Consider the following 25414-nt stretch of genomic DNA (forward strand, 5'->3'; position numbering starts at 1 on the left):
TCAGGGCCTGGAATCTTACAGAACCGACAGGCGTAACGCCACGCACGCGAATGCGCACTTCTGCCGCCCTATTTTTCTGATAGAATGTTCGGCTTTCTTCTTTAACATCTCCAGGTGACCCGCCCATGCAGCCTATGCTGAATATCGCCCTGCGCGCCGCTCGCAGCGCCAGTGAACTGATCTTCCGCTCCATCGAACGCCTGGATAGCATCAAGGTCGATGAGAAAGAGGCCAAGGACTACGTTTCCGAAGTCGATCGCGCCGCCGAGCAGAGCATCGTCAATGCTCTGCGCAAGGCCTACCCGAACCACTCCATCCTGGGCGAGGAAACCGGCCTGCACGCCGGCTCCGGCGAAGAAGGCAAGGACTACCTGTGGGTCATCGACCCGCTGGACGGCACCACCAACTTCTTGCGCGGCATTCCGCACTTCGCCGTCAGCATCGCCTGCAAGTACCGTGGCCGCCTCGAACACGCCGTGATCGTCGACCCGGTTCGCCAGGAAGAATTCACCGCCAGCCGTGGCCGTGGCGCCCAGCTCAATGGTCGCCGCCTGCGCGTCAGCTCGCGTACCAGCCTGGACGGCGCCCTGCTGGGCACCGGCTTCCCGTTCCGGGACAACCAGATGGCCGACCTGGACAACTACCTGGGCATGTTCCGTAGCCTGATCGGCCAGACCGCTGGCATCCGCCGCGCTGGCTCGGCGAGCCTGGACCTGGCCTATGTTGCCGCAGGCCGTTTCGATGCATTCTGGGAGTCGGGCCTTTCCGAATGGGACATGGCCGCAGGCGTGCTCCTGATTCAGGAAGCGGGCGGCCTGGTGAGCGACTTCAATGGCGGCCATGACTTCCTCGACAAAGGTCACATCGTCGCCGGCAACATCAAGTGCTTCAAGGCAGTACTGACTGCCATCCAACCGCACCTGCCAGAAAGCATGAAGCGTTGAACATTTGACGCAGGAAAACAAAAGCACCCCTCGGGGTGCTTTTTTTATGCCTGCCAGCCATGCATCAGTGGCGCCGGCACCGGGCCAACGCCGGCAGCAAGATCACTGACCCGCGTCGCTGAGAATCAACTTGCCGTTCTTGTCCACCGGAATGGTGGGCCCTGGCTCACGATTCATTTTCACCTGGCCGACCTGATCGCCGATGGTGTACTTGACGTTGTAGCCCACCACTTTTTCACTGACGTCATTGACCGTGTTGCAGCGGGTCTGGGTCGTGGTATAGGTGTCACGCTGCTGCATGCCCTCCTGCACCTTGTTGCCCGCATAACCACCACCCACCGCACCGGCCACGGTCGCGATTTTCTTGCCAGTGCCGCCGCCGATCTGGTTGCCCAACAGGCCACCGGCCAGCGCGCCGACCACGGTGCCGGCGATTTGATGCTGATCCTTGACTGGCGCCTGGCGAGTAACGGTCACGTCCTTGCACACTTCGCGCGGGGTCTTGACCTGCTGCTTGATCGGCTGCACGTCGGTGACCTGAGCATACTCAGGCCCTTTGTTCACCAAGCTGTAGGTCGCCACAGCACCTCCGGCAGTGACACCGACAGCACCTAGCACCGCACCCACCAGCATTGATTTATTCACGTGAACCTCCTGATCGTACATACGGGACTTGGCCCGCTTTCTCCTTGCCTTGGAGCAAAAAAAAGGGCGCGAGTTCAACACTCGCGCCCTTTCGTCCGCCAAGCGGAGCGTCAGTGGGTCATGGACGGTCGTCCACACCCTCGGTCTTGGCCGGCGGAATCAGGTCTTCACTGTTCAGGTTGAGCCAGATCAGCACCACGTTGGCGATATAGATCGACGAGTAGGTACCGGCCATGACGCCGATGAACAGTGCCAGCGAGAAGCCAAACAGGTTGTCACCGCCGAAGAACAGCAAGGCAGCAATGGCCAGCAAGGTGGACACCGAAGTCGCCACGGTACGCAGCAACGTCTGGGTGGTGGAGACGTTGATGTTTTCGATCAGAGACGCCTTGCGCATGACCCGGAAGTTCTCGCGCACCCGGTCGAACACGACGATGGTGTCGTTGAGCGAGTAGCCGATAATGGCCAGCACCGCCGCCAGCACCGTCAGGTCGAAGGTGATCTGGAAGAACGACAGAATGCCCAGGGTCACGATCACGTCGTGGATCAGCGAGATGATGGCCCCCACAGCGAATTTCCACTGGAAGCGGAACGCCAGGTAGATAAGGATGCCACCCAGCGCCAGGAGCATGCCCATACCGCCCTGGTCACGCAGCTCTTCACCCACCTGCGGGCCGACGAACTCGACACGCTTGACGGTAGCAGGGTTGTCACCGCCAACCTTCTGCAGGGCCGCGGCTACCTTGTTGCCCAGCTGCGGGTCGTCACCCGGCATGCGCACGAGCAGGTCGGTAGTGGCACCGAAGCTCTGCACCACCGCCTCGTGGAAACCCGACTCGACCAGCTCGGCCCGCACCGCCTTGAGATCGGCCGGGCGCTCGTAGGTCAGCTCGATCAACGTGCCGCCGGTGAAGTCCAGGCCAAAGTTCAGGCCCTTTTGCCACCAGCTGAACAGGGCCAGCACGGTGAGCAGTACGGTGACGCCGAAGGCGACATTGCGTACGCCCATGAAATTGATGGTTTTCATCGCAGCTCCCTCAAACCCACAGCTTCTTGATGTCACGCCCGCCACAGGTCAGGTTGACCATTGCGCGGGTCACCATGACGGCGGTGAACATCGAGGTGAAAATCCCGAGGGACATGGTGACCGCAAAGCCCTTGACCGGGCCGGTACCCATGGCGAACAGGATACCGCCGACCAGCAGGCTGGTCAGGTTGGCGTCGATGATCGCGGTATAGGCGCGGTTGAAACCTTCATGGATGGCGCGCTGCACCGACATGCCGGCTTTGAGCTCTTCGCGGATACGCGAGAAGATCAGTACGTTGGCGTCCACCGCCATACCCATGGTCAGCACGATACCGGCAATACCCGGCAGGGTAAGGGTGGCGCCAAGCAACGACATCAGGGCCAGCAGCAGCACCATGTTACCCGCCAGGGCGATGGTGGCTATGACACCGAAGCCGCGGTAGATGGCAATGATGAACAACGAGACGAACAGCATACCCCACAGCGAGGCGTCGATGCCCTTGGTGATGTTGTCGGCACCCAGGCTTGGGCCGATGGTACGCTCCTCGGCGAAGTACATCGGTGCAGCCAGGCCGCCGGCACGCAGCAGCAGGGCCAGCTCCGACGATTCGCCCTGGCCGTTCAGCCCCGTGATACGGAACTGGCTACCCAGCGGCGACTGGATGGTCGCCAGGCTGATGATCTTCTTCTCTTCCTGGAAGCTCTGGACCGCAACGTCCTTCTCGACACCGTCGACCGTCTGCTTCACGTAGCGCGTGACAGGCTTCTGCTCGATGAAGATCACCGCCATGCTGCGACCGACGTTGCTGCGGGTAGCGCGGCTCATCAGTTCGCCGCCATGCCCGTCCAGACGAATGTTCACTTGCGGGCGGCCATGCTCATCGAAGCTGGCCTGGGCGTCGGTCACCTGGTCACCGGTGATGATCAGGCCACGCTCGACGGGCGCCGAACGCCCCCCTTCACGGAACTCGAACACTTCGGTGGTGGCTTTGGACGCGCCCGGCTCGGCACCGAAACGGAACTCCAGGTTCGCCGTCTTGCCCAGGATACGCTTGGCTTCGGCAGTGTCCTGCACACCTGGCAGCTCGACCACGATGCGGTTGGCGCCCTGGCGCTGCACCAGCGGCTCGGCGACGCCCAGCTCGTTGACACGGTTGCGCACGGTGGTGAGGTTCTGCTTGATCGAGTATTCGCGAATCTCGGCCACTTTCGCCTGAGACAGCGCCAGACGCAGCACGGCGAGATCGTTGCGCTCGGTGGTGGTCAGGTCGAAATCGTTGAAATTCTTGCGGATCAGGGCGCGTGCCTGTTCGCGTGTAGCGTTGTCAGCAAAGCCGAGCATGATGCCGCCATCCTGCTGCGGCAGGCTGCGGTAGCGGACTCGCTCCTTGCGCAGCAAGGTCTTGACCTCGCCTTCGTAGACTTTCATGCGGGCGCTCATGGCCTTGTCCATGTCCACTTCCAGCAGGAAGTGCACGCCACCGGACAGGTCCAGGCCCAGCTTCATGGGGCTGGCACCCAGGTTGCGCAACCACTGCGGGGTGGTTTGTGCCAGGTTCAGCGCCACGACATAGTCATCGCCCAGCGCCTTGCGCACCACATCCTTGGCGGGCAGCTGGTCTTCCTGATTGGTCAGACGAATCAGGCCACTGCCCTTCTCACCCAGGCTCACGCCTTTGACTGCGATGTTCGCATCGACCAGCGCCTTGCTGACGCGATCGAGATCGGCCTGGTTGACCTGCAGCGCCGAGCTGGCACCGCTGATCTGCACGGCCGGGTCATCCGGGTAGAGGTTGGGAGCGGAATAAATGAAACCGATCGCCAGTACCAGCAGGATCAGTGCGTATTTCCACAGAGGGTATTTGTTCAGCATCACGCCGCCCGTTCAAGACGCGGGGCGCGTTGCGCGCCCCGACTGGAAAAATGAAACCGGTAACTCAGATAGCCTTGAGCGTACCTTTTGGCAGGGTCGCGGCAATGGCGCCCTTCTGGAACTTCAGCTCGACAGTGTCGGACACTTCCAGCACCACGAAATCATCGGCCACTTTGACGATCTTGCCGGCGATACCGCCGTTGGTGACAACTTCGTCACCTTTTTGCAAGTTGCCCAGCAGGTTCTTCTGCTCTTTGGCGCGCTTGGCCTGTGGACGCCAGATCATCAGGTAGAAGATGACCAGGAAACCAACCAGGAAAATCCACTCGAAACCAGTACCGGCGGGGCCGGCGGCAGGGGCTGCAGCGTCCGCGTATGCGGCGGGGATCAAGAAGCTCATGGGTGCACTCCTAATGCAAATATTTTAATAATGGATGCAGACAGTCAGTCCAAGGGCGGTACAACAAGCCCGCGCTTGGCGTAGAAGGCGTCGACGAAGGCGGCCAATTTACCTTGTTGAATAGCCTCGCGTAAACCGGCCATCAAGCGCTGGTAATGGCGCAAGTTATGGATGGTATTCAACATGCTGCTGAGCATTTCGCCGCACTTGTCCAGGTGATGCAGATAGGCGCGGGAGAAGTTGCTGCAGGTGTAGCAGTCACAGGTCGGATCCAGTGGCGATTCATCATGGCGATGGAACGCGTTGCGGATCTTGATCACCCCCGTGTCGACGAACAGGTGGCCGTTGCGCGCATTGCGCGTAGGCATCACGCAGTCGAACATGTCGACGCCGCGGCGCACACCCTCAACGAGATCCTCCGGTTTGCCTACCCCCATAAGGTAACGAGGTTTGTCAGCCGGCATTTGCCCTGGCAAGTAGTCCAGCACCTTGATCATCTCGTGCTTGGGCTCACCCACCGACAGGCCGCCAATGGCCAGGCCGTCGAAGCCGATGTTCTCGAGCCCCTCCAGCGAGCGCATGCGCAGGTCCTGGTACATGCCGCCCTGAACGATGCCGAACAGCGCGGCGGTGTTGTCGGCATGGGCGTTCTTCGAGCGCTGGGCCCAGCGCAGCGACAGCTCCATGGAGGTACGAGCGATGTCGTGCTCGGCAGGGTACGGGGTGCACTCGTCGAAGATCATCACCACGTCCGAGCCCAGGTCGCGTTGCACCTGCATGGATTCCTCCGGGCCCATGAACACCTTGGAGCCGTCCACGGGAGAGGCGAAGGTCACGCCTTCTTCCTTGATCTTGCGCATGGCGCCCAGGCTGAAGACCTGGAAGCCACCGGAATCGGTAAGAATCGGGCCTTTCCACTGCATGAAATCGTGCAGGCCGTTGTGCTTCTTGATTACCTCGGTGCCCGGGCGCAGCCACAGGTGGAAGGTATTGCCCAGGATCATCTCGGCGCCAATGGCCTCGATGTCACGGGGCAGCATGCCCTTGACCGTGCCATAGGTGCCCACCGGCATGAACGCCGGGGTTTCGACCGTGCCACGGGGGAAGGTGATGCGGCCACGACGGGCCTTGCCGTCGGTGGCCAGCAGTTCGAAGGACATTCGGCAGGTGCGACTCATGCTTGCTCCTCGGGGCCGCGAGGCGCCGGATTGCGGGTGATGAACATGGCATCACCGTAACTGAAGAAGCGGTACCCCTGCTCGACCGCCGCCGCGTAGGCAGCCATGGTCTCGGGGTAACCGGCGAAGGCCGAGACCAGCATCAGCAGCGTGGACTCGGGCAGGTGGAAGTTGGTGACCAGCGCATCGACCACGTGGAACGGGCGACCGGGGTAGATGAAGATATCGGTGTCACCGCTGAAGGGCTTGAGCTGGCCATCACGGGCGGCGCTTTCGAGCGACCGCACACTGGTGGTGCCCACGGCGATCACACGCCCGCCACGGGCGCGGCAGGCCTTGATGGCGTCGACCACAGCCTGGCTCACTTCGAGCCATTCCTTATGCATGTGGTGGTCTTCAATCTTGTCGACCCGCACTGGCTGGAATGTGCCGGCCCCCACGTGGAGGGTAACGAACGCCTGCTCTACCCCCTTGGCGGCGATCTGCTCGAGCAGCGCTTCGTCGAAATGCAGGCCCGCCGTGGGGGCGGCGACAGCACCTGCCTTTTCGGCGTAGACCGTCTGGTAGCGCTCCCGGTCGGCGCCTTCGTCAGGGCGATCGATGTAGGGCGGCAGCGGCATGTGACCAACCCGGTCGAGCAGCGGCAACACCTCTTCGGTGAAACGCAGCTCGAACAAGGTGTCATGGCGCGCGACCATTTCAGCTTCACCACCGCCGTCCACCAGAATGACCGCGCCCACCTTGGGCGCCTTGCTCGCCCGCACGTGAGCCAGCACGCGATGGCTGTCGAGCACGCGCTCGACCAGCATTTCAAGCTTGCCCCCGGACGCCTTCTGGCCGAACAGCCGTGCCGGAATGACCCGGGTGTTGTTGAACACCATCAGGTCGCCAGGGCGCAGGTAGCCGAGCAGATCGGGGAATTGTCGGTGCTCGAGTGCACCGCTTGGCCCATCGAGCACCAGCAGGCGGCTGCCATGGCGCTCGGCCAATGGATGGCGGGCGATCAGGGTATCGGGAAGTTCGAAGGAGAAATCGGCAACGCGCATGATGATGTTCGGTTCGGCAGGGCCGGGAAGTTTAGCCCAAGGAATGAAAATTGACCATGAAAGACGATTGACCGACCGACGGCACCTCTCTATACTGCGCGCCACGCCCTGATGGCGGAATTGGTAGACGCGGCGGATTCAAAATCCGTTTTCGAAAGGAGTGGGAGTTCGAGTCTCCCTCGGGGCACCAAATCCGAAAAGCCGACCTTAAATGGTCGGCTTTTTTTTTGCGCCGTGAAAACCGCTCAGTGCATCACATTTGCCTGGCGTCAGCCCATTGATTCGCTGGTGACTGACCATGCAGCAATGCTATTGGCCAGTGGCCATACCCGCCGCCTACCCTCACTTCGTCGGATAAAAGCCGAACGCATTGCCTAACTGATGGCATTTAGCCATAGTGCGGCTCCCCTCAACCCCCTTCCCTTGTGTGATCAATGAAAACAACCGCGCCCTGTATGGCGGCAATGATGCTGCTGAGTGGGTGCAATGGAGTGCCAACGTCCTACGTTTCAGACCCGGTCTACAGTCAAGCTTTCGTGGTGACGTCCGGAGCGCCGCTGCCCATGCTGCTGATGGCAAGCGCCATCCAGTGGAATGCGGATTATGCAGTCACCGCCAAACACACCCCTTTCCTGCGCAACGTGGTCCATGAAGGCCTGGGCGATGTGGTGTTCTTCAAGCACAAGGCCAGTGAAATACCGCGTTGGCGTCAATATGTGCCTGGAGAAGCGGTTACGGCGGTGGGCTACAACAGCTTGATGATGCCCGTGCAGGGCAAGGGCCACGCGCTCTCGTCACTGGTCCGGCTCGATGGCACCCCTGGCAGCGTGTTCTATTCGGTGCACGACGGGCCGATCACCAAGGGGATGTCTGGCGGCCCGGTATTCGCCGATGACGGTAACGTGGTAGGCATCAACATCGCCATCATCCCCACCAGCGGCATTGATGCCCTCAGGCGACCGGACCTGGTGGGCAAGGACCGGGTCAGCGTGTTCATGTCCTTCAGCGAGATCGACAAGGAGTGGCGGCGCTACCAGTACATGCTGGCGCGCAAGTCCAAGCCTCAGGCCCCAACGTCGGTCAAAGGCTTTGTGGCTGTGGCTGCAAAACCCTGATCAGGCGGGTTCAGAGGCCTGGGGCGCCAGGACGATGCAATTTCGCCCGGCGCGCTTGGCGGCATACAACGCCATATCGGCGGCATGCAGCCAGGCTTGGGCATCGGTAATGCCTGCATGGTAAGGGGCGATACCGATGCTCAGGCTCAGGTTAAGGTGCGGCAGCGCTGGGTCGCGGAACGCCTCCACGGCCAGGCGCAGCCGCTCAAGCACTTCCCTTGCCTGCCCTGGCGTCGTGTCAGGCAGCATCACGCAGAATTCGTCCCCGCCATAGCGCGCCGCAGGGTCATGCTTGCGCAAGTGCAAGGAAAGCGTGGCACTGATCACCCGCAGGATATTGTCACCCACCTGATGGCCATGACGGTCATTGATCTGCTTGAAGTGGTCGACGTCGATCAGGGCAAGGCAACTGCTCCCTGTGCTGGCTCGGCAACGTATAAATTCGCGCAGCAGCAGTTCCTGCCACGCCCCGTGATTGCGCAAGCCCGTGAGGCTGTCGGTCTGGCTCAGGCGGGCCAGTGCACGTTTATGCTGGCCCAACTGGACGGTCACCTGATAGCAGATCATGCCGATGGCCATGGGGTAGATCAGCAGGATCGGCAGGCACGCCAGCATCTGCGCCTGCGTGGTGGCCGGAAAAAGCGGCGGCGCGAACAGCCATAGGCCCAGGGCGATGCCGATACCCTGGGCAAGTACCGTTTTCATGAATAGGGGCCAGCCGCCTGCCGCGATCTTGTCCATGGCGATCATCGACAGGATGATCACGCTGGGCAGTGGGTTGAGCCCCATGACACCCGCCCAGCAACCCCCGGCGAATCCATCGACCACCAAGTTGCGCTGTTCGGTCTTGTAGGGCTGGGCGGATACCCGAGCAATCTGAAACGCCAGGTGCGGCCAGACAAAACCGTGTGCCAGTAACAGCGCCCACACCCATCCCCCTGGCTGCAATGGCGCGATTCCGATCATCACACAAAAGAAGCCTAGGCCAGTTCCGATGGCGCGTGGGGCATACATGCGTTTGGCGAAGGAAAGGCCTGTGCCGGTGCGCTCGTTCATGGCGGGGTACCGAGAAGATAAGGCTGAAGGTGCAGGGCACAACTGCGGAGCATGTGCATGCTGAGGCAAGGCATTGTGCCACCATCCAAATCAGGCCGGCAAATGCGTCTGGATGAAATGCACACAGCCTGCGGATGTTACGCCAGCATCTGTCAGCCCACATGCGTTGCAACAACACCGTCCAGAACCTTCGGCGCTACCCGACGTCCGATCCAAGGTCCTGAACCCGTAAAGGTGCGCCATTTGAAAGACGTCATCCTCCGCAAATACCGCTTGGTCGTGAAAACCTTCGGCTACATCGGTTGGTCATTGTTCTGGCTGCTGATCTGGGACGTACTGGTCACTATTGATTTCATGCTGTTTCTCAACAGCAAGTTCACTCTGCCCCTGATACCGCTTTCGCTGATGGGTTCGGCGCTGGTCGTGCTGGTGAGCTTTCGCAACAGCAGCGCCTACAACCGCTGGTGGGAAGCACGTACTTTGTGGGGTGCCCTGGTCAACAGTTCCCGCAGCTTCGCCCGCCAGACGCTGACCCTGATCGATGACCCCGACGATGGGCTCAATCCGGTCAAGGCGACCCTGCTGCGTCGGCACATCGCCTACATCAACTGCCTGGCGGCGCACCTGAAGGGGGAGAAATGCCCGCAGGAGCTGGTGGCGTTTATCCCTGAGGCAGAATTTGAGCGGCACCACGGCTCCAACAATTTTGCCAATGACATCTTGAGTGGCTCGGCCGCGTTACTGGCCAGGGAATATCAGGAGGGCCGGCTGGACAGCATCCGCTTGGCTCGCCTTGAGTCCACGCTGGTGGACTTGTCCAATGCACAAGGGGGCATGGAGCGAATCGCCAATACGCCACTGCCCTACCCTTATGTCTATTTCCCCCGGTTGTTCATCACGCTGTTCTGCCTGATCGTACCGGTCGGCCTGGTGGAGTCGCTGGAATGGTTCACGCCCCTGGCCTCCACGGTTGTAGGCTTCATGCTGCTGGCGATCGAGCGCATCGGTACCGACTTGCAGAGCCCATTCCGCTTCAGCGAACACCAGATCCAGATGGATACCATCTGCGAGACGATCGAGCGCAACCTGGAGTCGATGCAGCGCGGGGCGCAATCGGCCGAGGCCGTGAGCGCTTGAGAACAGGCAGCGGCCGCAGGGCCGCTGGCCTGATCAGGCCCTTACGAAACGCTGGCGCAGTACATCACTGAGCGCATCGACCAGGAACACCAGCACCAGCATCCCGATGATCACCGTACTGGCCTGGGCTTCCTGAAACAGACTCAAGGTGGTGTAGAGCATCTGCCCCAAGCCTCCAGCACCCACAAAGCCCAGCACACTGGCCATGCGTATATTGTTTTCCCAACGGTACAAGCTGTAGGCCAGCAACTGCGGCCACAGGTTAGGCAAGGTGCCGTAGCAGAAGGCTGCTACCTGCCCCGCGCCTTGCAGGCGAATGGCTGCGGCAGGTTCAGGCGAGGCGTTTTCCAGCGCCTCGGCAAACAGACGCCCCAGTACGCCGGCGGTGTGCAGCGCCAACGCCAGTGTGCCAGCGTTTGGCCCAAGTCCAGCTGCCAGCACGGTCAGCGCGGCCCACACAAGCTCCGGAATGGCGCGCAGCGCATTGAGCAGCAACCGGGCCAGCCCCTGCAACGGCCAGCCAAACCGGCCCGCCGCCGGCAGCGCCAGCAACAGGCCCATGACGACAGCCAGCAACGTGCCGATACCGGACATGGCCAGGGTTTCCAATGCGCCATGCGCCACCGCACGCAGATGCTCGCTGGACAGGTCCGGGGTCAGGAACCGTCCGGCATACTCACCCATTTGGGCCAGCCCACCATTGCCGATCAATGCCCCGAAATCCAACCCCAAATAAGCGAACGAACCGACGATGGCTGCCAGCAGCGCGGCCAACAGGGCCAGGTTGATCAGCCGATTCATGCAAGCCTCCCGCGCAATAGGCGGCTGAGCCCATCGGCAAGCATCACCAAGGCCAGGAACGTCAACAACATGCTGGCTACCTCGGCGCCAGCGAACATGCGCATGGACAGGTCGATCTGCTGACCCAGCCCGCCGGCCCCCACGAACCCCATCACCACCGATGCCCGTACTGCACATTCCCACCGGTATACCGTGTAGGACACCGCTTCGCTGACGGCATTGGGCAAGATGCCGTAGAAAAAGGCGGCCAGCCGTCCACTGCCCGCCTGCAACAAAGCGTGGGCGGGCCGCTGGTCCACCGATTCGAAGATTTCCGCATACACCTTGCCCAGCATGCCGCTGTAGGTAATGGCGATTGCCAGCACCCCGGCCGTGGGCCCGAGGCCTACGGCGCGCACGAACAACAGTGCCCAGACGATCTCAGGCACGCTGCGCAGGAAGATCAGCACGCCCCGTACGGGCAGCCGCACCAGGCGCGACCAGGCACCCGGGCGCCCGCCACGTGAGGCAGCGCTCAGGGACAAGGCGCGGCTGGCCAGCAACCCTGCCGGCACGGCCAGCAGCCAGGCTAGCGCCATGCCGGCGGTGGCCACAGCCAAGGTCTGCAGGGTGGCCTCAAGCAACAGCTCGAGAAAGTCGCGCTCATGTGCAGGTGGCCAGAATGCCCCCGTGAAACTCGCCATCTGCTCGCGGTTTTCGGCCTGTAACAGCACGGCTGGGTTCAACTCGCTCAACTGGATACCCGGCCACAGGATCGCGATGGCCAGCAACCCGATCAGTATTCTTGGCGCCATTGCCGGATCACGTTGACTGGCGTTCAGCATCTGGGCAACTGCACGTGGGGGCTCGCATTAACGCCGTGCTTGGCCACCAGCTGCTCGTTGGCATACAGCGCTTGCAGCAGCTCATCGGTCACCGCCTCGGCTGGGCAATCAAACAGCACCTGCCCTTCGCGTATGCCGATCACCCGGGGAAAGTGGGCCAGAGCCAATTCGACCGCATGCAGGCTGGCTACCAGCGCCACGCCAGTGGCCTGGGCATGCCGGTTGAGCAGCGCCAGGCTGTGATCGGCCAATACCGGGTCCATCGCCGACACCGGCTCGTCGGCGAGCATGATACGAGGCTGCTGATACAGCACCCGCGCAATACCCACCCGCTGAAGCTGGCCACCGGACAGTTGACCGCACTGCACGAACAGCTTGTCTGCTAGCCCCAGTTCGGCCAAGGCTTGGCGCGCACCAGGCACATCGCAGGGATACAGCAGGTTGAGCAGGCTGCGACCAAGCCCCCACTGGCCCAGACGGCCCGCCAGCACGGCAGTGACCACCCGCTGGCGCGGCGGCAGTGGCGGCGCTTGGTGAACCAGACCTACCTGGGCCCGCAGGCGCTGCCGGGCCCCTGCCGACAACGCCCATGGCTGCTGCCCGAGCACCTCCAGACGGCCGCTGCTCGGCCTGGTCGCCGTGGCCATCAAGTGCAGCAAGCTGGACTTGCCCGCCCCCGATGGGCCGATGATGGCGACGCGCTCAGCCTGCGCAATGCGCAAGGTCACGCCCTCCAGGGCGCGCACCGCGCCATGCCGCAAGCTTGCGCCTTGCAGCGCGATGACTGCCTCAGAAGGCACGGCAGACGTCACTTGAGCAAGCCAGCCTCGCGGGCGGCTTGCTCGGTGCCCGCGTAGTTTTCCGGCTTGGTTTCGACGAAGCGGCTGGCTGCCTGCAGGTCGAGAATGGCTTTCTGTTCTGGATCGGCGGGGTCAAGGTTCAGGAAGGCCTGCTTGATCTTCTCCTTGAGGGCCGGGTCCATGTTGCCACGCACCGTCCAGTTGTAGTCGAAGTAGGTCGGGGTCGTAGCGAACACGCGCACCTTGGCGGTATCGACCTTGCCGGCGTCCACCAGTTTCTGCCAGACGCTGGCGTTGAGCACACCGGCATCGACCTTGCCAGCCTGTACCCAGGCCACGGTGGCGTCGTGGGCACCGGAATAGGCTACGCGGCTGAAGTACCCTTCAGGTTTGATGTTGTCCTGCTTGAGCATGAAATAGCGTGGCATCAAGCTACCGGACGTGGAAGAAATTGACCCGAAGGCGAAGGACTTGCCCTTGAGGTCCGCCAGGCTTTTTACCGCAGGGTTGGCAGTGATGAACTTGGAGGTGAATTGGGCGTCCTGCTCGCGCTGCACCAGCGGCGTGGCAGTCGGGTCCTTCAGGTGCACCTGCACGAACGTGAACCCGCCCAGCCACGCCAAGTCCAGCCGGTCGGAGGCCAGCGACTCGACCACGGCCGGGTAGTCAGCCACCGGCACAAACTTCACCTGCATGCCCAACTGCTTGGACAAGTATTCGCCCAAGGGTTTGAACTTGCGTTGCAGTTCGGTGGGCGCTTCGTCGGGAATGGCGCTGACACGCAGTGTCTCTGCGGCCTGGACGGCCAGGGCACAGCAGGACAGCACGAGGCTGGCGGCGAGCGCCAAGGGACGTTTGAGCATGGGTTTCTCCGGTTCAATAGCGGGGAATGGGGTGAGTTCGAGGCTGCGCGCAATAACAGGCAGTGCAGGTGGGCTGCCTTGCCGACGTGCAGTTTGCAGCTCGATGCGAGTCATTGACCCGACGATTATAAGAGCCGCAGTCCCAATGACCAGCTTTGCTACAATCGCGCGATAAATTGACCTGCCGAGGTACACATGAGCGAGCCGATTCGCCTGACCCAGTACAGCCACGGTGCCGGCTGTGGCTGCAAGATATCCCCCAAGGTGCTGGACGTCATCCTGGCCGAAAGCGGTGCCCAGGCCCTGGACCCGAAGCTCTGGGTCGGCAATGCGTCGCGCGACGATGCCGCCGTGTATGCCCTGGACGAGGAGCGCGGTGTGGTGTCGACCACCGACTTCTTCATGCCCATCGTCGATGATCCCTACGATTTCGGCCGCATCGCGGCAACCAACGCCATCAGCGATATCTACGCCATGGGCGGTGACCCCCTGATGGCCATCGCCATCCTGGGCTGGCCCGTCAACGTCCTGGCACCAGAGGTTGCCCGTGAGGTGATCCGCGGTGGCCGAGCGGTATGCGCCGAAGCCGGTATCCCGCTTGCCGGTGGTCATTCCATCGATGCACCCGAGCCGATTTTCGGCCTGGCGGTGACCGGCGTGGTCAGCAAGCGCCATCTCAAGCGCAACGACACCGCCACGGCGGGTTGCCGCCTGTATCTGACCAAGCCCCTGGGCATCGGCATCCTCACCACCGCCGAAAAGAAAGCCGTGCTGCGCGAGCAGGATCGAGGCGTGGCGCGCGACTGGATGTGTACCCTGAACACACCAGGCAGCCGCTTTGGCAAGCTCGACGGGGTCAAGGCCATGACGGACGTCACCGGGTTCGGCCTGCTCGGCCATCTGGTTGAGCTTGCAGAAGGCAGCGGCCTGACCGCACACCTGGACTACGCCAAGGTGCCCCGCCTGCCGAGTGTCGAGCACTACCTCGCCGCCGGCTGCATTCCAGGGGGGACGCTGCGCAACTTCGAGAGCTACGGGCACAAGCTAGGCGCGCTCAGTGACGATCAGAAGCACTTGCTGTGCGACCCGCAGACCAGCGGCGGGTTGCTGGTGGCCGTAACCCCGGAAGGTGAGGACGCATTTCTCGCGGCAGCCGCTGACCTGGGCTTGCAGCTGTCGCCTATCGGCTACCTGGCGGAGCGACAGCGCCACGCAGTCGAGGTCGTCTGATGCGGCCCGACTGCACTGATTTCCGCCAGTTGTTCCTTGACGATGTGCCGATGATGGACATGCGTGCGCCCGTCGAGTTTGCCAAGGGCGCCTTTCCCGGCGTGGTCAACCTGCCCCTGATGAACGATGTGGAACGGCAGAAGGTTGGCACCTGTTACAAGCAGCAGGGCCAGGCTGCCGCCATCGCCCTGGGTCATCAACTGGTGGGCGGCGCCACCAAGCAGGCTCGTCTGGAGGCGTGGGTGGCATTCACCCAGGCTCACCCGGAAGGCTATCTGTATTGCTTTCGTGGCGGCCTGCGCTCGCAGATCGTCCAAGAGTGGTTGCGCGATGAAGCCGGTATTCGCTACCCGCGTATCACCGGGGGCTACAAGGCGATGCGCAACTACCTGCTCGAGACCACGGAGCAGGCCGTAAGCGAGTGCGATTTCGTGTTGGTTGGCGGCTTGACCGGTACTGGCAAGACCGATGTGCTGCAACAGCTGGGCAACGTACTGGACCTTGAAGGCCATGCCAATCATCGCGGGTCGAGCTTTGGCAAACGCGCCACCGGGCAACCGGCTCAGATCGACTTCGAGAACCAGCTGGCCATCGATGTGCTGAAAAAGCGCGCGCAAGGCATTGGCCAGTTCGTGCTGGAGGATGAAGGCCGCATCGTTGGCAGTTGCACGGTGCCTTTGTCTTTGTATCAGGGCATGCAGCACTACCCGCTGGTGTGGCTGGAGGACAGTTTCGATGGCCGGGTCGAGCGCATCCTGCGTGACTATGTCATCGACCTCAGTGCCGAGTTCATCGCCCTGCATGGCGAGCAAGCCGGGCAGCAATTGTTCGCGCAGCGCATGTTGCAGAGCATGGCCAACATCCGCAAGCGCCTGGGCGGTGAGCGCCATCAGCGGCTCACCGCGCTGCTCGAGCAGGCCCTGGGAGAGCAATTGCGTAGTGGCTGCGTGGACCTGCACCGAGGCTGGATCGAGGGGTTGCTCAACGAGTACTACGACCCGATGTATGCCTATCAGCGTAAGGCGAAGGCCGAGCGGATCGAGTTTGTTGGGGATGCTGTGCAGGTGCGGGAGTATCTGGAGCAACGCGCGCGGCGAGGGATAGGATTGAGTCAAGCAGCCAGATTAGGTTAGCAACTCTCAGCTCTCGACCCTACTCATCTCTTGATCTTGATCTTGATCTTGATCTTGATCTTGATCTTGATCTTGATCTTGATCTTGATCTTCGCGACTTCAGGAGGCCGAACGCAGGTCTTGCGGAGGGAGGTGACAGGCATGGATGCCTGTCAAGCGCTGGGCCCCAGGATGGGGCCTGCAGCGCGGTCCTCCCGGGAGCAAGACCGGAGTGAGGGAACCCCGAAGCGCAGCGTAGGGGCCGTATGAATGGAGCGCAGCGTTTTTTGGTTACTTTTTGTCGCGTTTGACAAAAAGTGACTCGCCGTTGAACTGACCCCCAAAAGTTGGACAGTGAGCGCTATGGGGCCAGCGCGTGGGTCCGAAATTGTATCGGACTCAGGCCATTAAGTCTGAGGCTGATGCGTTTTTGGTTGTAGTAAGCGATGTAATCATCAAGTCCTGAAGCCAACTGCTCGACATTTTCAAACGACTCCAGGTAAAAATATTCGCTCTTGAGTGTGCCGAAAAAACTTTCCATTGCGGCGTTGTCTAGGCAGTTGCCCTTACGCGACATACTCTGCTCAATGTTCTTCTCGGCCAGCATATGCCGGTAAGTGGGCTGCCTGTACTGCCATCCTTGATCGGAGTGCAATATCGGTTTATCACCTGGATTCAGCCGCTCAAAGGCTTGCTCAAGCATTGCCGAGACCATCTTGAACTCCGGGCGCCGGTTAATCTGATAAGCGAGGATTTCGCCGTTATACAGGTCCATCAACGGCGAAAGAAACAGCTTCTGCCCCTTCACTTTGAACTCTGTCACGTCGGTTGCCCATTTCTGATTAGGGGCTCCTGCCTTGAATTCTCGCCTGAGCAGATCAGGCGCAACCAGTCCCTCTGAGCCTCGGTACGAGCGATATTTCTTCGCCCTGACCAGCGACTGGAGACCCATCAGCTGCATCAGTCGCTGCACCTTCTTGTGATTAATCATCCGACCGTTGTGCTTGAGGGTCTCAGTGATCCGGCGATAGCCATACCGTCCCTTATGCTCGTGATAGACGTTGTTGATACTCTCTTTCAAAGCCGCATGCTTGTCAGTCAACAACACCTTGCTTTGGTAATAAAAGGTACTACGTGCAAGCCCGGCAGCACGTAACAGCAGAGCGAGTCGATGCCCGTGCCTCAATCCCTGGACAGCCTTCGTTTTCTCGCCTGCGCAGTGCGAGGGTCCGCTTGGATCAAGGCATCGAGCTTTTTTAGATAAGCATTCTCCGCACGCAGATATTCCAGCTCTTCGAGCATTTGCTCGGGTGTCAGGTCGCTATCCGAAGCGGTAGGAGGACTTGCGCTGGTTTTTTTCGATGGCTTACGGGGCATGCTCAACTCTCGGGTATGATGCGGATGAAGTGCTTCAACTCCGCCTTGATCATACAACCTTTTCCACTGCCTGATGCTACTTGGACCACGGATATCAAACTAGATGCAGGCTTGCTGGGCAGACAATCCTTCTTGCTCAATGCACTGCAAAACCTTCAATTTGAACTGGGCATCGTAGCGGCTGTACTTGGCACTTAAACCGGCTGCGCCGTGTTTTTCATAGCCCTTTACCCACCGACGTAGCATCGATGGACTGAGGTCATGCTTTAGCGCCACTTCATGAATGCTAGGAGCAGAAAGGCACTCTTCGATGAGTGCCTGTTTGAGCGCCAGGTTGTATTTCGTCATGGAACACCCTCCGGTGAGATAGGTGTCCAACATTCGGGGGTCAGTTCACGTAATGGCGAAAAGGTGATTAAGCGTCGCCATCGCAAATAGAGTATGCTCTCTTTCAATACCCACACTCAGCAATAAAACTTCAAACTTCAAACTTCAAACTTCAAACTTCAAACTTCAAACTTCAAACTTCAAAGCGTGGGCGCATACTGCAGGTTGGTATACATTGGCGAGGGTGGCGCACAGTCACCTTTCCGCCCTTACGGCGGCTCACTTTTTGTCTTGTCAAAAAGTAAGCAAAAACCGCCTGCTCCTATCATCCGGCCCCTACGCTACGCTCCGGGGTTCCCTCGCTCCGGGCTTGCTCCCGGGAGGACCGCGCTGCAGGCCCCATCCTGGGGCCCAGCGCTTGACAGGCATCCATGCCTGTCACCTCCCTCCGCAAGCCCTGCGCTCGGCCTCCTGAAGTCGCGATCTGCGGCGCCTGAGCTACCGCGCGCTTAGAAGCAACTGCAACTGCAACTGCAATGTATAAATTCAATAGATGAGTTGACGCTTGCAAATCCTTTGAATACTACACAGTTCTATGTATGAGCGGCCTTGCGCCGCGATAGGCCGCGCAGCGGCCCCAGTCATTAGCGCACTGCCTCAACGCTTGGAGCCGCTGCACGTTTTATCCTACAGAAGACATATACCGTGGCAAGTTTAGAACTCATCACCGCTGCGGTTCCATAACCCGCTCAAGTTCCGCCGCCCTCTCTCGGGTCATGTCCATCAGGCAGGTCCCGCCCTCCAGCTGCGCCATTGTGCCGCCACTGGCCTTGCGATGAAATTGGCAGTTGCCATCCCGATAGACCAGCCACTTTCGCTGCACATCACGCAGACTTTTTTGCTGATCCGCCGACAGTTTACCCATCAGCTGCTTGTAGACGCGGTTCAGGCGTTGGTCCTGTGCCTGCGTCTCGGCCTTGAGGCATTCACCCATGGCCAGGGTACTGGAGGCACCCTCCATACAGCGGGTATAGGCTGGAGAAGGTTCGGCGGCGATCGCCAGCGGCGTGCAGCACGCCAATGCCAGCCCCGCCAGGTAGTGCTTGATCATGCAAACTCTCCTTGAGTGTCAAAGCGTTTGAGGTTGCTCCGGCGGCATTAATACCCTGCTCGGCTCGAAGCGCAACGACGGCATCTGCGTGGCGGCATACAACGTCACCGCCAATGCCGCAATCAGGGTAACGTCCGCCCAATTCCACCCAGGCATATCAGCAGCCTGGCGCGCTTTCAAACAGTACCAGCCCTGACCAAGGCAAAATACCAGCATGGCCGCCACCCACACATAGAACCCTGCCGCCAGACCTGTCAGATCGTGAAACTCATAACTTTGATTGTCCGGCAGGCGGTCGATACCCAAACTGGTTGCCGCCAGATACAGAGCACAAAGCCCTAGCAGCAGGGCCAAGCGGCGAAAGCGCCGATGCGCCAGAATGGCCAGGGCGAGCAATGGGTTGGCGAACCACTGGTTCAGGCCGAAGGGTACGCCCCAAGGCCCGTACAGCAACATCTGCAGGGCGGGCATGTGGTGGCCATCGCTCATCGAGGCGCCATCGAAGCACAAAGCGACCAAGTAAAGCAGGAGCGTGATGCTGAGATAAAAAGCGGGCAAAGGACACCTGGAAGGACGGTACAGGGGATGACCATAACCCATGTCATCCCCCGCTTCCAAACTGGGTATTCGCAATCTTTCAAGCCACCGGCGGTTCGAGCAGCAGCCCGTAGATGCCCGAGTCGGATAGCTCACCGCCTACGCACCAGCGCGCCCGCAGGGTGCCCTCCAGCACAAATCCCTGGCGCTCCAACGTTCGCGCCGAGCCTTGGTTGCGAGGGTCGATCTCGCCTTCCAGGCGGCGCATGTGCAGGGTATTGGCGATGTAGTCGATAAAGCACGTCAATGCTTCATCCATATACCCCCTTCCCTGCACGGCGCTGGCCAGGCAATAGCCGATCTCACCTCGCCGGGAGGTGTCGTCGATGTTGAACAGTTGAACCATGCCAATCAGCTCGCCGTTGTCCCGGCGATACATGCCAAGCTTGAGTTGCTCACCATTGGCATACGCCTCACGATCAGCTGCCAGTGCGCTCTGGGCTTCAGCCAGACTCTGCCAGGGCGCGTGGTGCCAGTACCGCATGACTTCCGGGTCGGCCATGATCGCCAACCACTTTGCCGCATCTGCGTGGCGCATGGGGCGCAGGTAAAGGCGCGGGCTATCGAGACACAGATCACTCGGGAAACTTCGGGGTGGGGTCACGCCGGCTCACCTGTCCATTGCTGGGTAAGATGACAGTTTAGCGTCAAGCGCGGCCTTCAGGCATTGCAAAACTCCACGGCGGTGCACAGATGACAGCCAGGACGCTCAACTGCGCGTCTCAGCCTTGTCAAAGATTGCGACTATGCCCGACTTCCATGTCATGGACTCAGGTGAAGGACGCTCATAAGCGAACGCCTACATGCCGACTTAGGCGACCTCAGCCCCATCATCGGGCCAATGGGGCTCATTGGCCCCAGGCGGAGTCAATGGCGGTAGACCGTAGGCGGCCCGGGCGGTATCACAGCGTGGGTTGTGTACGCCCCCTTCCCACGACGCCTCGAACTCCCGGCAAGTGCTGGAACGGTTGGCGTAGATGGCGCAGGCAACGCCTTGCCCCACCTCGCCCTGCAGGCTAGTGCAACGGCAGGGCTTGGCGTCGGTGCCAATCATGGCCACCCGAGACGGACTCACCTGCACCACCAGATCGTCAGGCACCACACCGCCGGAGGACTGGCATTCACCCCAGAAGAAGGACACACGGAAATACCCGCAGCAAGCGCCGCAGTCAAGGCAAGGGTTATATTCGGACATGATTGCACGGAAGGAAGGTGGTTGAGATCGGGGCTGGCCCGAGCAGCCATTCTCGGGCCAAGCGGGGGTGATTGAATAGAGGGGCAGAAAAAAATAACTGCAGGCGATTGACTGTCACCAGACACCCTCTTCCCCCTCGGGTCAAGTTAGCGCAACGCTTTATAGGTATCCCCATCGCAATGCGTCAGGCCAAGACCTGCAGCTGGGCAATAGGGATCGCCGCGGACATGGCTGAAGGTCGTTTGCCGGGTGCCCTGATGTAACAGCCTGTCGTCACGGCTACCTTCGGTCATGACGGTGTAGGACTTGCGACGCATTGCTTGGTACTGGTCTTCACAGTCCGCCATTGCCTTGTGATAGCCCATCACTTGTTCCTCACTCAAGTCCAGGCACTTGGCCAATTCGACACCCCAGCGCCTGAGGCACACTTCGGCGTAGTGCCTGACCACCAAGCCCGGCTCGACCAGCACTTGGCCGCTGCCAGCACCGTCAACCGACGCGTTCCCCACCAGCGTCGCGTGCCGACCCGGCATGGGAAACACGCCTATCCGCGTACCGGGCTGCACGCCTGGCACCACACAGGCGAACCCTTTGGAGCGTTCGTCACGGGAGTAGAACCCTACGTACTCACGCACATTGGCCGACAGCATCACGCGCTCTGGCTGCACATTGCCAATGCCTGGAACCGGGTCAATGGTAAAAATATTGACCGGGACATCGCACAGCTCAGGGTCCTTGGCCATGGCATTGGCCAGCATGTGGCAGCTGATGCCGCCGCGACTCCAGCCGACCAGGTTGACCTGTTTAGGCACAAGCGGCTTACGAAACAGATGAATGATGCGTTCCTGTAGTGCCTGCGGCGTAGGCTGGCGGTCACCGTAGTCATAGGTTCTCCAGAACCACGAAGCGGTCGAAGCCACTTCCGGCACAGGGACGCCGGCATCTTTGAGCCGCTCATATTCGGCCTCGCTGAGTTTGGTGCGCTGCCAGCGGCTTTCACCTTTGATGATCTGAAGCACATGGCTGACGTTTTCTTCCCAGCCGCGGCCAAACAACTGCCCTGTCCAGTTGTAATAACCGCCGGGATCGACGAACAGGCTGTCGTCCTGAAGATTGCCGCTGCCCGGACCGTCGACAGCGACCCAGTGGGCAAACTCGCGGCCCTGGTCATGGCTGGCCAGGGTCGAAACCAGTTCGCCATTCCAGAAATTGGTGTTGGTGTCGTCGAAGCGATGGGAACCTGTCCCACAGAAATAGGCGGTAAAAACACTCATGTCACTATCATCGTGAAAGAAATGAGTGCCGAAATTAACCAGTTAGCGGGACAGGGAACATACGGAAGTCCGCCCCGCCATTGAGCGCAGCGCTGCCGCCGGAAAAACCAGCGGCAGGCCGTCGAGGGCTACTTGCGCGCCAGCCCGTCAGCCCGAAACATCTGGCGAATCCCGCGAATGGCCTGACGGATCCGATCCTGGTTTTCGATCAGGGCGAACCGTACATGGTCATCACCGTAGTCGCCAAAGCCGATACCTGGCGACACACACACCTTGGCCTCGGCCAGGAGCTTCTTGGAAAACTCGAGCGAACCCAGGTGTGCGTACTCAGGCGGGATCTTGGCCCAGACGTACATGGACGCCTTGGGGTTTTCGACCATCCAGCCCAACTCGTGCAAGCCCTTGACCAGCAAATTGCGACGCTGACGGTACTGCTCGGCAATCTCCCGTACGCACTGCTGATCCCCTTCCAGCGCTGCGATGGCAGCCACCTGCAAAGGCGTGAATGTACCGTAATCGTGGTAACTCTTGATGCGCGCCAGGGCGTTGACCAGTTCGGGGTTACCGACCATGAAGCCGATCCGCCAGCCGGCCATGTTGTAGCTTTTAGACAAGGTGAAGAACTCCACCGCAATGTCCTTGGCGCCAGGCACCTGCATGATAGACGGCGCTTTCCAGCCGTCGTAGACGATGTCGGCATACGCCAGGTCGTGCACCACCAGCACGCCATACTGCTTGGCCAATGCCACCACGCGCTCGAAGAAGTCCAGCTCCACGCACTGGGCGGTCGGGTTGGACGGGAAGCCGAGAATCATCATCTTGGGCTTGGGGATGGACTCGCGAATGGCCCGCTCAAGCTCGTTGAAGAAGTCCACGCCCGGCACAAGCGGAACAGAACGCACCTGGGCCCCGGCGATCACAGCGCCGTAGATATGAATCGGGTAGCTGGGGTTGGGCACCAGTACCGTATCGCCTTGATCCAGGGTGGCCAGCATCAGGTGTGCCAGGCCCTCTTTCGAGCCAATGGTGACGATAGCCTCTTCTTCAGGGTCTATGTCGACCTCGTAGCGCTCCTTGTACCAGTTCGAGATGGCGCGACGCAGGCGTGGGATGCCGCGGGATGTGGAATAGCCATGGGTATCCTCGCGCTGAGCGACCTGCACCAGCTTCTCGACGATATGCGGCGGCGTGGCGCCATCGGGGTTACCCATGCTCAGGTCGATGATGTCCTCGCCACGGCGGCGGGCAGCCATCTTGAGCTCGGCAGTGATGTTGAAGACGTAGGGCGGGAGACGATCGATGCGCGCAAAGCGGCGCGGCAAACCTGGATTAGCCATGGTTTCCTCTGAAAACGTAAGCGCCCGGAACCGTCCGAGCGACGCTGACCGCATGGGGCGGCCTGATTCAGAAGATAGTGCCGATAGAGCCGACTTGTAAAGGGTAATTTACTGTTTTTTTGGATCTATTCAGGAGCATTTTTTGCCAGCTGCACACGGATAGTCCCATGCTGGTAAGCCAAAAAAGAAAGCTGTGTACCGGGCCCGTCACCTGGCTTACCAGCGACAGGCCCCGCATAGGTAAAAAAAACCCCGGCACACAGGCCGGGGTTTTCGTGAAGCAGGCGTTGGTTTCAGCGTGCGTAGGTCATCAGCACGTCAGCAGCCGTCTGGCTATCCACACCCATCATCAGGCTCAAGGCCATGACGGTAAGGATGGAAAAGCCAAACACTTTGCGTGCCCACTTGCTGTCATCTTCGGCCTTGTAGCCACCCCATGCCATGTACAGCCAGTAAAGGCCCATGGCAGCTGCCACGGCCATGTAGCCGAGGCCGGCGTAACCGCCGAGGGTGAGCATCAAGGTCGCAAGCACGAATGCCAGCACATACAGCACGATCTGTTTTTTCGCAGCCAGGATACCGCGCGCCACCGGCAATACCGGAATGTTTGCGGCACTGTAGTCCTTGAAGCGGAAGATGGCGATGGCAAAGCTGTGCGGCATCTGCCACAGGCTGAACATCACCAGCAGGGTCACAGCCGCCAGGTCGAAGCTATTGCTGACAGCGCAATAGCCAATGACAGGCGGCATGGCACCGGACAGGCTGCCGACCAAGGTGCCGTGCACCGATTTACGCTTGAGCCACAGGCTGTAGAAGCCCACATAGACCACGAAGCCGATCAGTGCGCAGTACGCGGACAAGGGGTTGGCCTGGACGTAGAGCAAGCTGAAACCCGCCACCCCAAGCAGGGTGGCATAGATCAGCGCGAGGGGCAGTGACATGCCACCCTGTACCATCACGCGGTTCTTGGTGCGCTCCATTTTCTGGTCGATGTCGCGGTCGATGCAGTTGTTGAATGCACAACCGGACGCCACCACCAGGGAAGTACCAAAAACCACTGCCAGCAGCAGGGCGAAGTCCACATGGCCCTTCGCGGCAAGGAAGAAACCGCCTGCCACGGAAAGCACGTTACCGAAAATGATCCCCGGTTTGGTGATTTGGATAAAGTGCTTAACGGACATGCAGTCTTACCTCACTTGGCCAGCATTTCGGCGTGGATGCTGAACATGATCCACAGCGACAGGCCAACCAGCAGCGCGATCACCATGACGGTGAACAGGAACGTCGATACGTTGTTGCGTTGCCCTTTCGAGCGGTCCATGTGCAAGAAGTACACCAGGTGTACCACCACCTGGATCACGGCCATGGCCACAACGACCAGAACGGTCAGGTTCTTCGGCAGGCTTGGGAACATCACCAGGCCGAACGGGATCGCGGTCAGGATGATCGACAGGACGAAACCGATCATGTACGACTTGACGCTGCCGTGGCTGCCTTCGTGATGAGTGTCGTGTGCGTTAGCCATTACAGAACCCCCAGCAGGTAGACGACGGTGAATACGCAGATCCAGACTACGTCCAGGAAGTGCCAGAACAGGCTCAGGCAGCTCATGCGGGTCTTGGCGGTCGGCGTGATGCCGTGCTTGTTGATCTGGTACATCATGATTGCCATCCAGATCAGACCAGCCGTCACGTGCAGACCGTGGGTGCCCACCAGGGCGAAGAAGCCCGACAGGAAGCCACTGCGGTTCGGGCCGAAGCCTTCGCCGATCAGGTGATGGAACTCGTAGATTTCCATCGCGATGAAGCCTGCACCGAACAGGAAGGTCACAGCCAACCAGCCCAGGACGCCTGCCTTGTTACCGGCGAACATCTTCAGCATGGCGAAGCCGAAGGTGATCGAGGACAGCAGCAGGAACAGCGTTTCAACAGCTACGAAATCGAGCTGGAAGATGTCATGACCCGACGGGCCGCCGGCAAAACTGCCGGACAGCACCGCGTAGGTGGCGAAGAGCGACGCAAACAGGATGCAGTCGGTCATCAGGTACAGCCAGAAGCCCAGTACGGTCATCTGGCCCGAGTCGTGGTGGTGATCGTCGTGCCCATGGTCGTGACCATGAGCACCGTGCATTACTTGACTGGACAT

General features: G+C 60.5%; 25 protein-coding genes, 1 tRNA gene and 1 pseudogene. 6 read left to right on the plus strand and 21 right to left on the minus strand.

The features are described from left to right. The first annotated feature begins 125 nt into the window (after nt 1–125). Nucleotides 126–944 carry an inositol-phosphate phosphatase gene (gene suhB / locus CWR53_RS18305; RefSeq protein ID WP_058604358.1) on the plus strand — a complete coding sequence of 273 codons (819 nt, stop codon included), beginning with the start codon at nt 126–128 and terminating at the stop codon, nt 942–944. Between the two features lie 102 nt (nt 945–1046). Here suhB and CWR53_RS18310 read toward each other — a convergent pair whose 3' ends face one another. The 6 genes from CWR53_RS18310 to queA all read right to left on the minus strand — a co-directional run bounded on the left by CWR53_RS18310 (nt 1047) and on the right by queA (nt 7113). Next, nucleotides 1047–1589, minus strand: coding sequence for a glycine zipper 2TM domain-containing protein (locus tag CWR53_RS18310; protein ID WP_058604497.1), 543 nt, complete (start codon nt 1587–1589; stop codon nt 1047–1049). A gap of 118 nt (nt 1590–1707) precedes the next feature. Beyond that, complete coding sequence (secF, locus tag CWR53_RS18315) at nt 1708–2616, minus strand: protein translocase subunit SecF (RefSeq protein WP_058604357.1); 909 nt, start codon at nt 2614–2616, stop codon at nt 1708–1710. 10 nt (nt 2617–2626) lie between these two features. Then, complete coding sequence (gene secD / locus CWR53_RS18320; RefSeq protein ID WP_027913681.1) at nt 2627–4489, minus strand: protein translocase subunit SecD; 1863 nt, start codon at nt 4487–4489, stop codon at nt 2627–2629. Nucleotides 4490–4553: 64 nt separating this feature from the next. Further along, complete coding sequence (gene yajC, locus CWR53_RS18325; protein ID WP_023533309.1) at nt 4554–4889, minus strand: preprotein translocase subunit YajC; 336 nt, start codon at nt 4887–4889, stop codon at nt 4554–4556. A gap of 44 nt (nt 4890–4933) precedes the next feature. Next, on the minus strand, nt 4934–6049 hold the full coding sequence (gene tgt, locus CWR53_RS18330) for a tRNA guanosine(34) transglycosylase Tgt (protein WP_178091268.1): 1116 nt from the start codon (nt 6047–6049) through the stop codon (nt 4934–4936). A 14-nt stretch (nt 6050–6063) separates the two neighbouring features. Next, entirely contained in the window at nt 6064–7113 is a 1050-nt protein-coding gene (gene queA, locus CWR53_RS18335; protein WP_100852193.1) for a tRNA preQ1(34) S-adenosylmethionine ribosyltransferase-isomerase QueA, read from the minus strand. A 105-nt stretch (nt 7114–7218) separates the two neighbouring features. Here queA and CWR53_RS18340 point away from each other — a divergent pair. Then, nucleotides 7219–7303, plus strand: a tRNA-Leu gene (locus tag CWR53_RS18340). A 277-nt stretch (nt 7304–7580) separates the two neighbouring features. Continuing rightward, a complete protein-coding gene (locus CWR53_RS18345; RefSeq protein WP_100852674.1) occupies nt 7581–8228 on the plus strand; it encodes a trypsin-like peptidase domain-containing protein in 648 nt (215 codons plus the stop codon). Here CWR53_RS18345 and CWR53_RS18350 read toward each other — a convergent pair whose 3' ends face one another. Next, nucleotides 8229–9284: a diguanylate cyclase gene (locus tag CWR53_RS18350; protein WP_100852194.1), complete on the minus strand. Its 1056-nt coding sequence runs from the start codon at nt 9282–9284 to the stop codon at nt 8229–8231. A 243-nt stretch (nt 9285–9527) separates the two neighbouring features. On the opposite strand from CWR53_RS18350, the gene CWR53_RS18355 reads away from it, so the two are divergent. Beyond that, the gene (locus CWR53_RS18355) at nt 9528–10421 is read left to right on the plus strand and encodes a bestrophin family protein (protein WP_058604352.1); all 894 of its coding nucleotides are present in this window, start codon (nt 9528–9530) and stop codon (nt 10419–10421) included. A 33-nt stretch (nt 10422–10454) separates the two neighbouring features. On the opposite strand, the gene phnE is transcribed toward CWR53_RS18355, so the two are convergent. Genes phnE through CWR53_RS18375 form a run of 4 tightly spaced genes read right to left on the minus strand, consistent with a single transcriptional unit; the run spans nt 10455 to nt 13709 of the window. Next, nucleotides 10455–11222, minus strand: a complete 768-nt coding sequence (phnE, locus tag CWR53_RS18360; RefSeq protein ID WP_058604351.1) for a phosphonate ABC transporter, permease protein PhnE — start codon at nt 11220–11222, stop codon at nt 10455–10457. Next, entirely contained in the window at nt 11219–12046 is an 828-nt protein-coding gene (locus tag CWR53_RS18365) for an ABC transporter permease (RefSeq protein ID WP_100852195.1), read from the minus strand. The genes phnE and CWR53_RS18365 overlap by 4 nt, the downstream gene beginning before the upstream one ends. Then, nucleotides 12040–12846, minus strand: a complete 807-nt coding sequence (locus CWR53_RS18370) for a phosphonate ABC transporter ATP-binding protein (RefSeq protein ID WP_058604496.1) — start codon at nt 12844–12846, stop codon at nt 12040–12042. The genes CWR53_RS18365 and CWR53_RS18370 overlap by 7 nt, the downstream gene beginning before the upstream one ends. An 8-nt stretch (nt 12847–12854) precedes the next feature. Continuing rightward, entirely contained in the window at nt 12855–13709 is an 855-nt protein-coding gene (locus tag CWR53_RS18375) for a putative selenate ABC transporter substrate-binding protein (protein WP_100852196.1), read from the minus strand. A 195-nt stretch (nt 13710–13904) separates the two neighbouring features. Here CWR53_RS18375 and selD point away from each other — a divergent pair, with 195 nt between their 5' ends. Both selD and mnmH read left to right on the plus strand, forming a co-directional pair. Beyond that, nucleotides 13905–14939, plus strand: coding sequence for a selenide, water dikinase SelD (selD, locus tag CWR53_RS18380; RefSeq protein WP_058604348.1), 1035 nt, complete (start codon nt 13905–13907; stop codon nt 14937–14939). Further along, the gene (mnmH, locus tag CWR53_RS18385; RefSeq protein WP_100852197.1) at nt 14939–16072 is read left to right on the plus strand and encodes a tRNA 2-selenouridine(34) synthase MnmH; all 1134 of its coding nucleotides are present in this window, start codon (nt 14939–14941) and stop codon (nt 16070–16072) included. The genes selD and mnmH overlap by 1 nt, the downstream gene beginning before the upstream one ends. A gap of 340 nt (nt 16073–16412) precedes the next feature. Here mnmH and CWR53_RS18390 read toward each other — a convergent pair. The 10 genes and pseudogenes from CWR53_RS18390 to cyoC all read right to left on the minus strand — a co-directional run bounded on the left by CWR53_RS18390 (nt 16413) and on the right by cyoC (nt 25414). Continuing rightward, nucleotides 16413–17776 (minus strand): annotated as a pseudogene (locus CWR53_RS18390) (IS3 family transposase). Nucleotides 17777–18479: 703 nt separating this feature from the next. Continuing rightward, on the minus strand, nt 18480–18866 hold the full coding sequence (locus CWR53_RS18395; RefSeq protein WP_100852198.1) for a lysozyme inhibitor LprI family protein: 387 nt from the start codon (nt 18864–18866) through the stop codon (nt 18480–18482). Between the two features lie 18 nt (nt 18867–18884). Then, a complete protein-coding gene (locus CWR53_RS18400; protein WP_058639710.1) occupies nt 18885–19424 on the minus strand; it encodes a hypothetical protein in 540 nt (179 codons plus the stop codon). Between the two features lie 79 nt (nt 19425–19503). Further along, nucleotides 19504–20067, minus strand: coding sequence for a GNAT family N-acetyltransferase (locus CWR53_RS18405; RefSeq protein WP_058606020.1), 564 nt, complete (start codon nt 20065–20067; stop codon nt 19504–19506). Nucleotides 20068–20274: 207 nt separating this feature from the next. After that, nucleotides 20275–20658, minus strand: a complete 384-nt coding sequence (locus tag CWR53_RS18410) for a YkgJ family cysteine cluster protein (protein ID WP_058606019.1) — start codon at nt 20656–20658, stop codon at nt 20275–20277. Between the two features lie 146 nt (nt 20659–20804). Further along, nucleotides 20805–21932, minus strand: coding sequence for a hypothetical protein (locus tag CWR53_RS18415; RefSeq protein ID WP_100852199.1), 1128 nt, complete (start codon nt 21930–21932; stop codon nt 20805–20807). 128 nt (nt 21933–22060) lie between these two features. Next, on the minus strand, nt 22061–23269 hold the full coding sequence (gene alaC, locus CWR53_RS18420; protein ID WP_058606017.1) for an alanine transaminase: 1209 nt from the start codon (nt 23267–23269) through the stop codon (nt 22061–22063). Nucleotides 23270–23562: 293 nt separating this feature from the next. Further along, the gene (cyoE, locus tag CWR53_RS18425; protein WP_100852200.1) at nt 23563–24450 is read right to left on the minus strand and encodes a heme o synthase; all 888 of its coding nucleotides are present in this window, start codon (nt 24448–24450) and stop codon (nt 23563–23565) included. An 11-nt stretch (nt 24451–24461) separates the two neighbouring features. Continuing rightward, on the minus strand, nt 24462–24794 hold the full coding sequence (gene cyoD / locus CWR53_RS18430; protein WP_058606015.1) for a cytochrome o ubiquinol oxidase subunit IV: 333 nt from the start codon (nt 24792–24794) through the stop codon (nt 24462–24464). Beyond that, a complete protein-coding gene (gene cyoC / locus CWR53_RS18435) occupies nt 24794–25414 on the minus strand; it encodes a cytochrome o ubiquinol oxidase subunit III (protein WP_058606014.1) in 621 nt (206 codons plus the stop codon). Before cyoC ends, cyoD begins: the two co-directional genes overlap by 1 nt.

Origin of the sequence: Pseudomonas sp. SGAir0191, assembly GCF_002812565.2 — a bacterium.
Taxonomy (GTDB): domain Bacteria; phylum Pseudomonadota; class Gammaproteobacteria; order Pseudomonadales; family Pseudomonadaceae; genus Aquipseudomonas; species Aquipseudomonas parafulva_B.